At 70.7% G+C, this 15,344-nt stretch carries 9 protein-coding genes; 6 read left to right on the top strand and 3 right to left on the bottom strand.

What is annotated here, in order from left to right; all coding sequences use genetic code 11:
• Positions 1 to 32: 32 nt before the first annotated feature.
• The gene (locus tag ACWC1K_RS28805) at positions 33 to 869 is read right to left on the bottom strand and encodes a phosphatase PAP2 family protein (RefSeq protein WP_450835564.1); all 837 of its coding nucleotides are present in this window, start codon (positions 867 to 869) and stop codon (positions 33 to 35) included.
• A 221-nt stretch (positions 870 to 1,090) separates the two neighbouring features.
• Positions 1,091 to 2,425 carry a 4-aminobutyrate--2-oxoglutarate transaminase gene (gabT, locus tag ACWC1K_RS28800; RefSeq protein WP_450835563.1) on the bottom strand — a complete coding sequence of 445 codons (1,335 nt, stop codon included), beginning with the start codon at positions 2,423 to 2,425 and terminating at the stop codon, positions 1,091 to 1,093.
• A gap of 235 nt (positions 2,426 to 2,660) precedes the next feature.
• Here gabT and ACWC1K_RS28795 point away from each other — a divergent pair, with 235 nt between their 5' ends.
• The 3 genes from ACWC1K_RS28795 (at position 2,661) to ACWC1K_RS28785 (ending at position 8,335) form a co-directional block, all read left to right on the top strand.
• A complete protein-coding gene (locus tag ACWC1K_RS28795) occupies positions 2,661 to 4,775 on the top strand; it encodes an ATP-binding protein (RefSeq protein WP_450835561.1) in 2,115 nt (704 codons plus the stop codon).
• Positions 4,776 to 4,897: 122 nt separating this feature from the next.
• A complete protein-coding gene (locus ACWC1K_RS28790; protein WP_450835559.1) occupies positions 4,898 to 6,502 on the top strand; it encodes a PucR family transcriptional regulator in 1,605 nt (534 codons plus the stop codon).
• A gap of 387 nt (positions 6,503 to 6,889) precedes the next feature.
• Positions 6,890 to 8,335 (top strand): aldehyde dehydrogenase family protein, encoded by a 1,446-nt coding sequence (locus tag ACWC1K_RS28785; RefSeq protein WP_450835557.1) that lies wholly within the window; start codon positions 6,890 to 6,892, stop codon positions 8,333 to 8,335.
• A gap of 121 nt (positions 8,336 to 8,456) precedes the next feature.
• Here the strand turns inward: ACWC1K_RS28785 and ACWC1K_RS28780 are convergent, their stop codons facing one another.
• A complete protein-coding gene (locus ACWC1K_RS28780; RefSeq protein ID WP_450835555.1) occupies positions 8,457 to 11,297 on the bottom strand; it encodes a glycoside hydrolase family 3 C-terminal domain-containing protein in 2,841 nt (946 codons plus the stop codon).
• Positions 11,298 to 11,622: 325 nt separating this feature from the next.
• On the opposite strand from ACWC1K_RS28780, the gene ACWC1K_RS28775 reads away from it, so the two are divergent.
• Genes ACWC1K_RS28775 through ACWC1K_RS28765 form a run of 3 tightly spaced genes read left to right on the top strand, consistent with a single transcriptional unit; the run spans position 11,623 to position 15,311 of the window.
• Positions 11,623 to 13,317 (top strand): extracellular solute-binding protein, encoded by a 1,695-nt coding sequence (locus tag ACWC1K_RS28775; RefSeq protein WP_450835553.1) that lies wholly within the window; start codon positions 11,623 to 11,625, stop codon positions 13,315 to 13,317.
• Positions 13,318 to 13,344: 27 nt separating this feature from the next.
• Entirely contained in the window at positions 13,345 to 14,379 is a 1,035-nt protein-coding gene (locus tag ACWC1K_RS28770) for an ABC transporter permease (RefSeq protein ID WP_450835551.1), read from the top strand.
• Positions 14,376 to 15,311, top strand: a complete 936-nt coding sequence (locus ACWC1K_RS28765) for a carbohydrate ABC transporter permease (RefSeq protein ID WP_450835549.1) — start codon at positions 14,376 to 14,378, stop codon at positions 15,309 to 15,311. The genes ACWC1K_RS28770 and ACWC1K_RS28765 overlap by 4 nt, the downstream gene beginning before the upstream one ends.
• The last annotated feature ends 33 nt before the right edge of the window (positions 15,312 to 15,344 follow it).

Here is a 15,344-nt window from a genome sequence, read left to right as displayed (position 1 = left end):
AAAGGTCTGCACAGATGACTTGTGGAGACGGCCTACGAAGACGGACTACTCGGACTCACCGTGCTCGCGTCGGCCCCCGCGCGGCCGACGCGGACCAGGAACATCCACAGGGACGCGATCAGCACCGTGCACAGACACCAGCTGGCCACCACGTCCAGGGGCCAGTGATAGCCGCGCCGCATCAGCCCGAACCCGACGGCCAGATTGACGACGGCGCAGGCGGCGAGCAGCACACGGCGGGCGTACACCGCGCGGAGCCAGGGGAGCAGGAGGAGGGTCGCCGAGCCGTAGGCGACGGCGGCCGTCGCGGTGTGGCCGGACGGGTAGTAGCCGGTCCCAGGGGGTTCGACGGGGGTGCCGGGGCGGGCGATCAGCTCCTTGAGGGGCACGACCAGGGCCGGGACCAGCGCCATCAGCAGCGCCGCCGCGAGCGGCGGCAGCCACCAGCGGTACGTCCCGGCCGCCCGGGCCCGCCCGGCCACGTACACCAGGACGACGGCGAGCACAGGCACCGCGACGCCGATGTTGCCCAGGTCGGCGAGGAGTTCGGAGAAGCGGTCCGGGTGCACGAGGGCGTCGCTGACCAGCCGGTCCACGCGCAGCAGCAGGCCGCCCGAGGCGACCTGCCAGGTGATCAGCGCGAAGAGGAGGGCGGGAAGCCCGAGAAGGAGAAGGAAGGAGGTCGGCCGCCCCGGAACAGGGGGGGTAGTTCCGAGGCGGCCGATCAGATCGGATCGACGCCCACCCCGGGGGGTTTGGGGCGGGCGACTGTCCGATCGGTGAGGAGATCCGGAGCCGGAAGCTCCGTGTGTGTGCGCGAGGGCACGACCAGGTCGTAGCTGGGGAGGCCACGGCCTGAAATCGCCCACAGTCCCCTGTGAGCGGGGTGTATCTCTCATCTGGGTAGAACCTACGGCAGCCGGTGGGCGGAAGACAGGCGGAATCGCGTCCCGCCATCCACCTCGCACACGTTCTTCACACGGCCTGACGCCGACCGCCCCGGCCCCGGAATCGCGAGGGATGCCAGAGCTGGGGCGGGTGGTGCGCATGGGACGCGCATCCTGTGCGTGAGCTGGGGATTCCGCTTGGCTCAGATCCGCGCGAAGGCCTGCTCGATGATGTCGAGCCCCTCGTTCAGGAGGTCCTCGCCGATGACCAGCGGAGGCAGGAAACGCAGGACGTTGCCGTAGGTGCCACAGGTCAGGACCAGCAGGCCCTCCTGGTGGCAGGCCTTGGCCAGCGCGGCGGTCGCCTCCGGGTTCGGCTCCTTGGTCGCCCGGTCCTTGACGAGCTCGATCGCGATCATCGCGCCGCGTCCGCGCACGTCACCGATGATGTCGAACTTGTCGGCCATGGCGCCGAGGCGGGCCTTCATGATCGCCTCGATGTTCTTCGCCTTCGCGTTGAGGTCGAGCTCCTTCATCGTCTCGATCGAGCCGAGCGCACCGGCGCAGGCGACCGGGTTGCCGCCGTAGGTGCCGCCCAGGCCGCCCGCGTGCGCGGCGTCCATGATCTCGGCGCGGCCGGTCACGGCGGCCAGCGGCAGGCCGCCCGCGATGCCCTTGGCGGTGGTGATCAGATCCGGGACGATGCCCTCGTCCTCGCACGCGAACCACTGACCGGTGCGGCAGAACCCGGACTGGATCTCGTCGGCGACGAAGACGATGCCGTTGTCGGCGGCGAACTTCCGGATCGCGGGCAGGAAGCCCTTGGCGGGCTCGATGAAGCCGCCCTCGCCGAGCACCGGCTCGATGATGATCGCGGCGACGTTGTCCGGGCCGACCTGCTTGCTGATCTGGTCGATGGCCTGCGCGGCGGCCTCGGGGCCGGCGTTCTCCGGGCCGGTCGGCCAGCGGTAGCCGTAGGCGACCGGGACGCGGTAGACCTCGGGCGCGAACGGCCCGAAGCCGTGCTTGTACGGCATGTTCTTCGCCGTCAGCGCCATCGTCAGGTTGGTGCGGCCGTGGTAGCCGTGGTCGAAGACGACGACGGCCTGGCGCTTGGTGTACGCGCGGGCGATCTTGACGGCGTTCTCGACGGCCTCGGCGCCGCTGTTGAACAGCGCGGACTTCTTGGCGTGGTCACCCGGGGTGAGCTCGGCGAGGGCCTCGGCGACCTCCACATAGCCCTCGTACGGGGTGACCATGAAACAGGTGTGGGTGAAGTCGGCGAGCTGCGCGGAGGCCCGGCGTACGACGGCCTCGGCGGACGCGCCGACGGAGGTCACCGCGATGCCGGAACCGAAGTCGATCAGCCGGTTGCCGTCGACGTCCTCGATGATCCCGCCACCCGCGCGCGCGGTGAACACAGGCAGCACGGAGCCCACGCCCTGCGCGACCGCAGCGGTACGGCGGGCCTGCAGTTCCTGCGACTTCGGGCCGGGGATGGCGGTGACGATCCGGCGCTCCTGCGGAAGTGCACTCATGAGGGGCTCCTGGGGGTGTGCGGCCTTGCGGACTTTTGGCTTCTTTTCTCGCAGGTTAGGACCGGGAGAGGGGGGTGGGCATGCTCCATGTGGGCGCTGTCGGGGGTTCGGGTTTGTCCGCGGTGGACATGGCGGCCGGTGCGGGGCCCGGCCGCGTAAGCGGTGAACTCCCCGTGCCGGGGCGTTAGATTGACCGCTGACGGTGGACGGAACGGCTGGTCAGGGAGCGAGGGTGATGGACAGCGACGGGACGCAGGACACACGGGGTACGCATGCGAATCCTGTGCCGCGTCCGGCAGGTCCGCCGGAGGTACCGCCGAGGCCCACGGCCGCACCCGGCGTGCCGCCGCGGCCGGACGGCTCGGCGTTCCTGACCTGGCTGCGGGCGCCGCGCCCCGAGACACCGCCGGGCGTGTGGCGGTTCGGGCATCGGCCGCGGCCTCAGGAGGAGCCCGAGCTCATCCCCGCCCGCCAGCTGGTCAGCGGCGCCGTGATCGCCTTCCTCGTCGGCTGGCTGATCTGGTCGCTGCTGTGGAACGGCTACCTCGGCGGCTGGTGGCTGCTGCCGCTCTACGCGATGATCCCGGACTCCTGGGCGCAGCCGCACAGCATCGCCTCGGTCGTGGTCGTCTACGCCTACTACGTGCTGATCGCCCTGGTCATCATGATCGGTGTCGGGAGGCTCGGCCGCTGGGGCGAGATCTGGCGCCGCTACGGCCCGCCCGCCTGGAACCGGACGGCGCCCCGCGCCGAACGCCCGCCCGCCCCCGAACAGGACCCCGCCGAGTGGCCCCAGCTCCGCGCCGCCGGAGCCGCCGATGCCGCCGAGCGGCTCGCCACGGAGGCCCGGGCCGGGCTGATGCGGGACGTCGACCACGCCCGGATCGTGCGCGCCTGGCAGGGCGTGCGGACCGGTCGGCACAGCCTCGCCGCGTTCACCGGCGCCGTGCTCAAGGACGGCGCCGCCGCCTGTCTGCACCCCTCGGGGGAGCGCGACCTGCCGGCCCGGATCGCCCGGCACGACCTGGTCACCGGGCAGGTACGGCTCGGCACGACCGCCGACGACCCCCGCAACCCGTACGCCTACCGCGGCGCCGGCCTCGGTCTCGGCCCCGAGCTGCTCGGCACCTCCCTGCTCGCCGTCGGCCCGGCCGGCTCGGGCAAGACCGGCACCGTGGTGCGGCCGCTCGCCGAGTCGCTCTGTCTGCACGCCCTCGCCGGACGGGCCGCGGTCGTCGTGGTCGGCGCGGCGGGCGCGGGGCTCGGACCGGTCGACGCGTACGACGTCGTCGTACAGATCGGAAACCCGGAATCCGTCTACGACCTGGACCTGTACGGCGGGACGAGCGACCCGGACGAGGCCGCCGCCGTGCTGGCCGAGGCACTGGTCGGGGACCTCGCCGATCCGCACCCGGGCGGTGACAGCCGCCGGTCCACGACCGTGCTCGCCCAGCTCCTCGGCCCCTTCCGGGCGGTCCACGGCCGCTTCCCCTCCGTGCCGGAGCTGCGGCAGCTGCTGGACGGCGCGCCCGGGCCGCTGGAGGAGCTGCGCAGGGCGCTGGAGGGTTCCGGGCAGGAGTCGCTGCTGCGGGAACTGGACGCTCGCGAGCGGCAGTTGGGGCACCCGGGGGATGTGGCGGCGGTGCTGGCGGACCGGGTGGCGCTGCTGGACCGGCCCGCCTTTGCCGGGTTCTTCGACCCGTCGGGGCAGTCGAAGCCCTTCTCCCTCAAGGCCCTCGACCACCCGGTACGGGTCCGCATCGACCTGCCCGCGCGCGGGCACGCGGACGCCTCCCGGATGCTGGCGCGGCTGGTGCTCGCGCAGTTCACCGCGAGCGTGGCGGTACGCGAGGACCGCTCGCTGTTCGCCTGCCTGGTGCTGGACGACGCGACCGGGGCGGTGACCCCGGAGGCGGTGCGCGGGATCCAGCGGCTGCGGTCCGGGAACGCCGGCGTCGTACTGACCCTGCGGACCCTGGACGACGTGCCGAGGCCGCTGCGCGGGCCGCTGCTCGGCTCCACCGGATGCCGGATGGCGCTGTCCGGGCTCACCCCGTGGGACGGACAGGACTTCGCCGAGGTCTGGGGCAAGGAGTGGACCGAGGCGCGGGACGTCACCGACCGGCAGATCATCGCCGAGACCCCGGCCGGCAAGGCCGTCCACATGCTCCGGCGCGTCATCACCGGCAAGGCGCCCACCGCACGGGCCGTGACCGTACGGCAGGTCGAACGGGAGCGGTGGTCGGCGTCCGAGCTCGCGCACGGGGTGCCGCCCGGGCATGCGGTGCTGTCACTGACGACCGTGAAGGGCGAACACGCGCCGCCCCTGCTGGTGGATCTGAGGGGTTAGGTCCGGACTTCACAGGACAGGGTGACCGTACAGTGAGGCAGAATCGGTACAGGCCGTTCATACCAGGCGGCCAAAAGATCAAAAGGTTCGCCCGATCCCCGCAAACCTGACCTGAAGGCCTCATGCCCCCGACACTCGCCTCGCTCGTCCATCACTCCGCGCTCAAACTCACCGTGCGCGCGGGCGAGGACCGCCTCGACGTGCCGGTCCGTTGGGTGCACGCCAGCGAGCTCGCCGACCCCGTGCCGTACATGGAGGGCGGGGAACTGCTGCTGATCACCGCGCTGAAGCTGGACGCGGAGGATCCGCAGGCCATGCGGCGGTATGTGAAGCGGCTGGTGGGGGCGGGAGTCGTCGGACTCGGCTTCGCCGTCGGGGTCAACTACGAGGAGATCCCGAAGGCGCTGGTCGACGCGGCCGGGGGCGAGGGCCTGCCGCTGCTTGAGGTGCCGCGGCGCACGCCCTTCCTCGCCATCAGCAAGGCCGTGTCCGCGGAGATCGCCGCCGACCAGTACCGGGCGGTGACCGCGGGCTTCGCCGCCCAGCGGGAACTGACCAAGCAGGCGCTGACGGGCGGGCCCGAGGGGGTGCTGTCCGCGCTCGCCTCGCAGGTCGACGGATGGGCCGCGCTGTACGACGCCTCGGGCGCCGTCGTCGCGACGGCACCGGAGTGGGCGGGGCGGCGGGCCGCGCGGCTGACGGCGGACGTGGAGCGGCTGCGGGAGCGGCCCGCGCCCGCGTCCTCGGTGGTCGGCCCGCCGGACAACGAGGACCGCGTCGAACTGCACTCGCTGGGGACGGGGAGGCGGCCGCGGGCCGCGCTCGCGGTGGGGACGGCGGCCGCGCCCGGCACGGCGGAGCGGTACGCCGTCCACTCGGCGATCGCGCTGCTGACGCTGACGACGGAACGGTCGAGGTCGCTGCACGCCGCGGAACAGCGCATCGGTGCGGCGGTGCTGCGCATGCTGCTCGCGGGGGAGCCGGACCATGCGCGGGCGGTCGCGGGCCATCTGTACGGGGGGCTGCTGGACGCCCCCTTCCGGCTGGTCATCGCGGAGTCGGCCGCGCGGGCCGCCACCGCCGACGCGGGCGGCGATCCGCTGGCCGGGCTCGCCGAGACCATGGAGTCGGCGGCCGCGCGGGCGGGGGAGGCGGTGCTGGTCGTGCCCGAGGGGGAGCGGCTGGTCGTGCTGGCCGCGGACGGGGGCGCGGCGGTCACCGCGTGCGGGGAGTACGCGGCAGCGGTCGAGGCCGCGCGGGGCGGGGCGGAGGCGGTGCGGGACGCCGCCGGCGGCGAGGAGGACGAGCTGGTGGTCGGGCTGTCGGCGCCGGTGGGGCCGATCGCGGCCGCGGCGGCGTACAAGCAGGCCGAGCAGGCGTTGTCGGTGGCCCGGCGGCGGGGGCGGGTGTGCGTGGGGCACGAGCAGTTGGCGGCGGGATCCGTGCTGCCGTTGCTGGCCGACGATGCGGTGAAGGCGTTCGCTGACGGGTTGCTGCGGGCGCTGTACGAGCATGACGCGACCGGGCGGGGGGATCTGGTGGCCTCGCTCCGGGCGTGGTTGTCGCGGCATGGGCAGTGGGATGCGGCGGCTGCGGATCTGGGGGTTCACCGGCATACGTTGCGGTATCGGATGCGGCGGGTGGAGGAGATTCTGGGGCGGTCGCTGGACGATCCGGATGTGCGGATGGAGCTGTGGCTGGCGCTGAAGGCGACGTCCGCGGAGTAGCCACCGAGGAGTTCTTCGCCCCCGCCGCCCCTACCCGTCCCGTACCTGGGGGCCGGCCCCCAGACCCCCGCTTCGGCCTGAACGGCCTCGTCCTCAAACGCAGGACGGGCTGAAAAGATCAAGCCCCGCCGGCGAAAATTCAGCCCCTCCGCCAAAATCCAGCCCCTCCGGCGTTTGAGGAGCGGGGGTCCGGGGGCCGGCCCCCGGGTCGGGACGGGTAGGGGCGGCGGGGGCGAAAAATGCAGGCTGCACCCACCACCCCGCCAAACCGTCGCACAGCCCGCCCCCACCACTACACCCCGGCCAAACACACCCCCACCCCCACCGCCCTACCGTGGACCCCGAAGCCACGTACAGCACCCCCAACAGGGAAGGGCCGGAACCCCCATGACTTCCACCACCGCCTTCTGGCTCGCCGGCCGCCAGGCCACGGGCGAGGACACCTTCGACGTCACCTCCCCGTGGGACGGCCGCCTCGTCGGCACGGTGAGCGTGCCCACCGACGCCCAGGTCGAGGAGGCCGTCGCCGCCGCCCACGCCGTCCGCGAGGACTTCGCGGCCACCCCCGCCCACGTCCGCGCCGTCGCCCTCGACCACGTCAGCCGCAGGCTCGCCGAGCGCACCGAGGAGATCGCCCAGCTGATCTCCGCCGAGAACGGCAAGCCGATCAAGTGGGCCCGTGGCGAGGTGGGCCGCGCCATCTCCGTCTTCCGGTTCGCCGCCGAGGAGGCCCGCCGCTTCAACGGCGGCGAGGCCCAGCGTCTCGACACCGACGCCGGCGGCCAGGGCCGTCTCGCCCTCACCCGCCGCTTCCCCAAGGGCGTCGTCCTCGGTATCGCGCCCTTCAACTTCCCGCTCAACCTGTGCGCCCACAAGGTCGCCCCGGCGATCGCGGCCGGCGCGCCGATCATCCTGAAGCCGGCGCCCGCCACCCCGCTCTCCGGCCTGATCATCGGTGACCTGCTCGCCGAGACGGACCTCCCGGCCGGCTCCTGGAGCATCCTCCCGGTCGCCAACGACAAGATGCCCGCCCTGGTCCAGGACGAGCGCCTGCCGGTCATCTCCTTCACGGGCTCCGAGAAGGTCGGCTACGCGATCATGGACTCGGTGCCGCGCAAGCACTGCACCCTGGAGCTGGGCGGCAACGGCGCGGCCGTCGTCCTCGGTGACTACGCCTCCGACGCCGACCTCGACTGGGCCGCCACCCGCATCGCCACCTTCTCCAACTACCAGGGCGGCCAGTCCTGCATCTCCGTGCAGCGGGTCATCGCGGACGCATCGGTCTACGACCGGCTGCTGCCGCGTATCGTCGCCGCCGTCGAGGCCCAGGTCACCGGCGACCCGAGCGACGACAAGACCGATGTCGGCCCGCTGGTCAGCGAGGACGCCGCGAAGCGCGTCGAGTCGTGGGTCAAGGAGGCCGTCGAGGCCGGGGCGACCCTCGTCACCGGCGGCGACCGCGACGGCGCCTCCTACGCGCCGACCGTCCTCACCGACGTACCCGCCGACACGACGATCTCCTGCGAGGAGGTCTTCGGGCCCGTCCTGACCGTGCAGAAGGTGGACGGCGAGGCCGAGGCCTTCGCCGCCGTCAACTCCTCCAAGTACGGCCTCCAGGCGGGTGTGTTCACGCACGACCTCCAGGTCGCCTTCCGGGCACATCGTGCGCTGGAGGTGGGTGGCGTGGTCATCGGTGACGTCCCCTCCTACCGCGCCGACCAGATGCCGTACGGCGGCGCCAAGCAGTCCGGTGTGGGCCGTGAGGGCGTGAAGTTCGCGATGGACGACTACACCTACGAGCGGGTGCTGGTCCTCACCGGGCTCGCCCTCTAGAGCCCGTCCAGGCGCCCCTCTGGCAAATGGGAACCATTTTCATATAGGCTTCCCCGAAGAGGCCCGGCACCGATGCCTTCCGGTGCCGGGCCCCTTCTTCGCGTCGGCTTCGTCCGGACCCTCAACCGGAGAAGCCGACATGCGCGAGCCGCAGCGGGCCGCGCAGCCTGAGGTGGACGTCGCGGACACCCTCGGCGAGGATCCCGGCGGTGACCGTCGTGTAGTCGTACGGCCCCGGCGTCGGCGTCTGGGGCGTCAGGGACGCGAGCACCGGACCCCCGTCCAGCGCCACATCGACCACACCCGCGCCCGCCACCGTCACGGACACCTCGCTGACGCCCCTCCCGAAGTCGCAGTCCCGGTAGACCAGTTCACCCGTCCTGCCCTCCACCGGGGTCACCGCGTCGCCCGCGGTCTTCGTGCGGTCGACGATCTCGACGCTGCTCTGCTCGTCGAAGTCGGCCGCGTCGAGACCCCGGCTCAGAACGGGGCGCGGGGCGGACGCCTCGCCGTCGAGGGTCACCGTCGTACGCAGCCGCACATCCTCGCTGGAGGCGCCGGCCAGCAGTTCGTAGGGGCCCGTTTCACGGCGCCGGCGGCCCTGGTGCACATCCCAGAAGCCGAAGGCGGACAAGGGGACTTCGAAGGAGAGCTCCCTGCGCTCGCCCGGCTCCAGACGCACCCGGTCGAGTGCCGCCAGCTCGCGCCGCGGACGCGGGAGAGCCGGGTCCACGGCGCGGAGATAGAGCTGGGCGACCTCGTCCGCCGCCATGGCTGCGGTGTTCGTGACCGTGAAGGAGACGGACACCGCGGCGCCCTCCGCCTTCGCCGTCAGGTCCGCGTACGCGAACGACGCGTACGACAGGCCGTGGCCGAACGGGAACAGGGGTGTGCCCTCGAAGTACAGGTATGTCTGGCGGCTGCCGATCACGTCGTAGTCGAGGAGGTCGGGCAGGTCGGCGTCGTCGGCGTACCAGGTCTGCGGGAGGCGGCCGGCGGGGGAGACGTCGCCGGCGAGGACCCTGGCCAGGGCGGTGCCGGCCGCCTGGCCGCCGTGCGCCGTCCACAGGACGGCCGGGAGGCGGGCGGAGTCGAACGCGTAGGGGTACGCCGACACCAGCGCCAGCACCGTGTGCGGGTTGGTGGCGCGCGCGGTGTGCAGCAGGCGCTCCTGGTGCCGGGGGAGGCGCAGGGTCGTACGGTCCTCGGTCTCGCGGCCGTTGATGTGCGGATCGTTGCCCGCGACCACCAGGACCACGTCGGCCTCGGCGGCGGCCCTGCGCACCGCGTCCTCACCGCGTTCGGTGATGATCACCTCGAAGATTTCCGGGTTCGCTTCGGCAACCTTGACGCCGTCGGCGGCGACGCAGACGTGGCGACCCGTACCGAGGTGCTTCAGGAGGTGCCCGTTCTCATGGGGTTCCAGACGGAATGTCTCCTGGACGATCCAGCCTCCGGGCTGGTCGGCGGAGGCGCGCAGATAGCCGTCCTCGGCGACCGAGAGATAGCGGCCGTCGGGCGCGCGCAGCGTCAGCACGCCCTCGCCCCACTCCATGAGCGCGAACTCGGTACCGGTCGCATCGGTGGTCAGCGGGGGCAGATCGGTGCGGCCCGTGAGCGTGGCCGGGTCGAGGGCGCCCTCGGCGCCGCGCACCCGGTCGTCGGCGCTGTCCGCCGCCGGGGCATGGAGGAACGTACCGGCAGCGGTCTTGAAACGGACTCGGTCCACGCCCTCCGCGAACTCCACGCGCTCCGCGCCGAACCGCTCGTACAGGCCCTCCAGTGGTGTGGACCGGTGGATGAGCGTGCCGCTGTACCAGTCCAGCTTGCACTCGTCCGCGAGCAGGCCGACCACCGCGATCCGGGCGTCCGCGGCGAGCGGCAGCAGACCGCCGTCGTTCTTCAGCAGCACGACCGCCTGCTCGGCGGCCTCCTGCGCGAGCGCACGATGGGCCGGGGTGTCGAATTCCCCGGTGCCGGCGTGCGGGTCGTAGCGCGGGTCGAACTCGCCGAGGCGGAAACGCACCGAGAGCTGGCGGCGTACGGCCGTGTCGATGTCCGACTCGGTGAGCAGGCCCTGCTCCAGGGCCCCGCGCACCCGCGCGGTGATCGTCGAGCTGTCGGTGCCGTGGTCGGTGAAGCTGTCGACGCCGGCCAGCAGCGCCGCGGCCGTCGCCTCCTCGTGCGTGTCGAAGTAGTGCTCGGAGTCGACCAGGTTGGACGGCGCACCCGCGTCCGAGCAGACGAGGAGATCCTCGTCGGTCCAGGTCCGCAGGTGCTCGCGCAGATGAGGCGAGACATGGTTCGGGCGGCCGTTGACCAGGTTGTACGCGGGCATGACGCCGGCCACCGCGCCCGCCTCGACCGTCTCGCGGAAGGCACGCAGGTCGTACTCGTGCAGGACGCGGGGGCGCACGGAGGAGGATGTGGTGTCGCGGTTCGTCTCGTTGTTGTGCGCCAGCCAGTGCTTGAGGACCGGCGCCGTGCGCCAGTACGTCGGGTGCTCGCCGCGCAGGCCGTGGGTGTAGGCGGTGGCGATGGCCGAGGTGAGCTTCGGATCCTCCGAGTAGCCCTCCTCGTTGCGGCCCCACAGCGGGTGGCGCAGGAGGTTGACGGTCGGGGACCAGACGTTGAGCCCCACGCGGTCGTCACGGGCGCGCATCGCGCGGATCTCCTTGGAGACGGCCTCGCCGACCCGTCGTACCAGGTCCGGGTTCCAGGTCGCGCCGAGACCGACCGCCTGCGGGAAGACCGTGGCCGGGCCCATCCAGGCCACGCCGTGCAGCGCCTCCTGGCCGGTGCGGAACGCGGGGATGTCCAGCCGCTCGACGGCGGGGACGAACTGGTGCAGGAACCCGATCTTCTCCTCGAGGGTGAGCCGCGACAGAAGGTCGTCGATGCGCTTCGCGAAGGGCAGGTGCGGATCGCGAAAAGGCGGCGTGTGCGGCGTGTGTGCGGTCACGTGGGATCCCCTTGCGATGGATCGACGGGAATGCTTTCGAAGCGCTTCGATGCTCATTCGACTCAGGGCCGAGTGTCAAGGGATCGGCACCCTCACTTCAAGCGGTGCATACGAAAGGAGGGCGCTCGCAAGCCTCGTAGGAATCTTGGAAGCGACCCTTGTGCGCCCCTGTGAGTTCACTTAACCTCACAGCAACATCGAAGCGCTTCGACTGCGCATTCCGTTCACTCGTCGAAGAAACGCTTCAGCTCAGGCAATTCCACTTACGACACCGCAGCCGACGGCCTCCGCCGGGTGTCCAGGTGCGCCACGAAGGGTTGACGCAATGACGCCGAACGCCGCCTCCGCCTCGTCCGGACCGAGCCGGAGAAGCTTCCTCGCCTCAACAGCGGTCGCCACCGCGGCAGTGGCGGGAGGGATGCCACTGCTGTCCGCCTGCGGTGGTTCGGACAGCGGGTCGCGCGACGGGACCACGTCGGGCAAGAACGCCAAGAAGCTCCTGCCGGCCTATGTGGCCAGCAACGTCGTGCAGCCGGACATCCCGTCCAAGAACGGCTCCGCGATGGGCTTCACCAGCAAGCTCGACGTCGCCACCCTCAAGACGTCGGTGTCGAAGAAGCTCGGCAAAGGCGGCAAGGTCACCATCATGTCGCCGTTCTGGGGCTCGCCGCCCAAGCAGAACAACCCCTACTACACGTCGATGAACGACCTGATCGGTGTCGACGTCCAGTGGCGCAACCAGGACGGCAACACCTACGACCAGAAGCTCGGCGCGGTCCTCGCCTCCAGCGACGTCCCGGATGTGGTCGTCGTCCCGAGCTGGAACATGATGGGCAAGATACCCAACGCCATCATCAGCAAGTTCGCCGACCTGGGCCCTTACCTGTCCGGGGACAAGGTCAAGGAGTATTCCAACCTCGCGGCGATCCCCAGCGACGCCTGGCAGCGCTCCATCTTCGGCGGCAAGCTCATGGGCCTGCCGATGCCCGCCGGGTACGTCAACAACATCGTGCCGCTCTACCGCCAGGACATCTTCGACAAGGAGGGCTACGAAATCCCGCGGTCCGCCGACGAGTTCATGGCCCTGTGCAAGGACATCACCAACGCCCGGGCCAAGCGATGGGCCTGCGGCGACATGAAGTGGACCGCGTTCAGCAACTTCGGGGTGCTCAGCGGCGGTGAGAAGCCGCTGTGGTGGAACCTCGTCGACGGCAAGCTGATCAACCGTATCGAGACCCCGCAGTACCTGGAAGCCATCGAGTGGACGCGGAAGCTGTTCGCCGCCAAGGTCGTCCACCCCAACTTCTACCTGGGCAAGGGGCAGATCGGCGACACGTCCCCCATGTTCGCCGCCGGTGAGTTCCTGATCTACAACGACGACATCTCCAACTGGTACGGGCGGCAGGCCTCGTACTCGACCCAGAACCCCGACGTCAAGGTCTGGGGCATGGACATCTGGGGCCACGACGGCGGTGCCCCGACGCTGTACGCCACGAACCCGGCCAACATCTTCGCCTTCGTCAACAAGAAGGCCTCCGAGTCCGTCATCCGCGACGCCCTGGCGGTCGCCAACGTCACCGCGGCGCCGTACGGCACCAGGGAGTGGATGATGACCAACTACGGCGTCGAGGGCACCCACTACACGCTCAAGGACGGTGTGCCCGTCAAGAACGACAAGGGCAACAACGAGGTCGTCAACGCCTACGTCATGGTCGCGAGCCCCGCCGCGACCATCGCCCACCCCGACCTCCCGGACTACACCCGGGCCATGGTCGAGTGGCAGCAGCGGATGGGCGCCTTCACCAAGAAGTCCTCGTTCTGGGGCCTGCAGATCACCGAGCCCTCCCGCTACACCAACCTCGCCACCGACTTCGAGCAGCTCGAGGACGACATCATCCGCGGGCACAAGAAGATCAGCGACATGCAGCAGGCCATCTCCGACTGGAAGAGCAAGGGCGGCGACAAGCTGCGCGACTGGTACAAGAAGCTGCTCGACGAGAACGGTTCCGTGGCCGGCTGACCACACTCTGAGGCAAGGAGAACGTCTGTGTCCCACAGCACGGTGCCTCGGAGCAGCGCCGAGGCCGGCACACCGGTGAAGACCGCGGCGGCGTCCGGTGACGCCGCCCGCCCCCGGGAGAAACGAGTCACGGGCAAGCTGAGCCTGCGGCACAGGTTCCGGCGTGACCGCGTCCTGATCCTCATGACGCTGCCGGCCGTCGTGCTCCTCCTGGTCTTCAACTACCTGCCCATCCTCGGCAACGTCGTCGCCTTCCAGGACTACGACCCGTACATCAGCGACAACGGCATCGTCTCCATCCTGCACAGTCCCTTCGTGGGCCTGGAGAACTTCCAGCGGATGTTCGAGGACTCCGCCTTCTGGAACGCCGTCCAGAACACGCTGGTGTTGTTCTTCGTGCAGCTCCTGCTGTTCTTCCCGATCCCGATCCTGCTCGCGCTGCTCATCAACAGCGTGGTCAGGCCCCGGGTGCGGGCCGTCGCGCAGGCCGTCCTGTACCTGCCGCACTTCTTTTCCTGGGTGCTGGTCATCGCCGTCTTCCAGCAGATGTTCGGCGGCGCGGGGATGCTCTCCCAGCTGCTGCGGGAGAACGGCCACGACGGCCTGAACATCATGACCAACCCCGACACCTTCCCCTTCCTGCTCACCGCGCAGAGCGTGTGGAAGGACGCCGGCTGGGGGATCATCGTCTTCCTCGCCGCGCTCGCCTCGGTCAGCCCGGACCTGTACGAGGCCGCCGCGATGGACGGCGCCGGACGCCGGCGCCGCATGTGGCACATCACCCTGCCCGCCCTGCGGCCGGTGATCGCCCTGCTGCTGGTGCTGCGCGTCGGCGACGCCCTGACCGTCGGCTTCGAGCAGATCCTGCTCCAACGCGACGGCGTCGGACCGGGCGCCGGAGAAGTCCTCGACACCTTCGTGTGGTGGAACGGCGTCCGCAACCAGGACTTCGGCTACGCGGCCGCCGCGGGGCTGGTCAAGGGCGTGGTCAGCATCGGCCTGGTCCTCGCCGCGAACAAGGTGGCCCATCTCATGGGCGAGAAGGGGGTGTACAAGAAGTGACCGCCGTGATCGACCAACCGGCGAGCCGGCCGCGCTGGTGGACCGCACCCGAGCGCCCCGCGTGGGAGGAGAAGCCCTCCCAGGCCGGCCTCGCGGGCAAGGGCATCGCCCTGACGGTCGCCTGCCTGGCGATTCTCTTCCCGCTGTGGATCGTGGTCGTCACCAGCCTCTCCTCCCGCAAGACGATCAACGAGGCGGGCGGCCTGGTGCTGGTGCCCAAGGACATCACCTTCATCGCCTACCAGGAGCTGCTCAGCGGCGGCCAGGTCACCCGCGCCGCGATCATCAGCATCCTCGTCACCCTGGTCGGCACGCTGTTCTCGATGACGGTGTCCGTCCTGTGTGCCTACGGCCTGTCCCGGAGCGGATCCCTCGGCCACCGCTGGATCCTGATGGTGTTGCTGGCGACCATGTTCTTCAGCGCCGGCCTCATCCCCACCTATCTGCTGGTTCAGTCCCTCGGTCTGACCGACACCTATCTGGCACTGATCCTGCCGAGCGCCATCAGTGTCTTCAACATCCTGGTGCTGCGCGGCTTCTTCATGGAGATCTCGCCGGAGCTCATCGACAGCGCGCGCATCGACGGCGCCGGGGACCTGCGGATCCTCTGGCGGATCGTCATGCCGCTGTCGCGGGCCGTCCTCGCGGTGATCACGCTCTTCTACGCCGTCGGCTACTGGAGCGCCTGGTTCAACGCGTCGCTCTATCTGAACGACCAGGACATGATGCCGCTGCAGAACGTCATGATCCAGCTCGTGCAGAAGCAGGAAGCGCCGGTCGGCCTGAGCCAGGCCATCAGGACCGGTCAGCTGTCCGGGCTCGCCATCCAGATGGCGGTCATGGTGATGGCCTTGCTGCCCGTGGCCGTGCTGTCGCCCTTCGTCCAGAAGCATTTCAGGAAGGGCATGCTCACCGGCGCCATCAAGGGCTGAGCCACACCTTTCGACTCCGCCGTGGCCGACCTG

It is taken from the genome of Streptomyces sp. NPDC001492 (assembly GCF_053597275.1).
The sequence above is the reverse complement of the archived record's forward strand: the minus strand, read 5'-3'. Positions and strand labels throughout refer to the sequence as shown.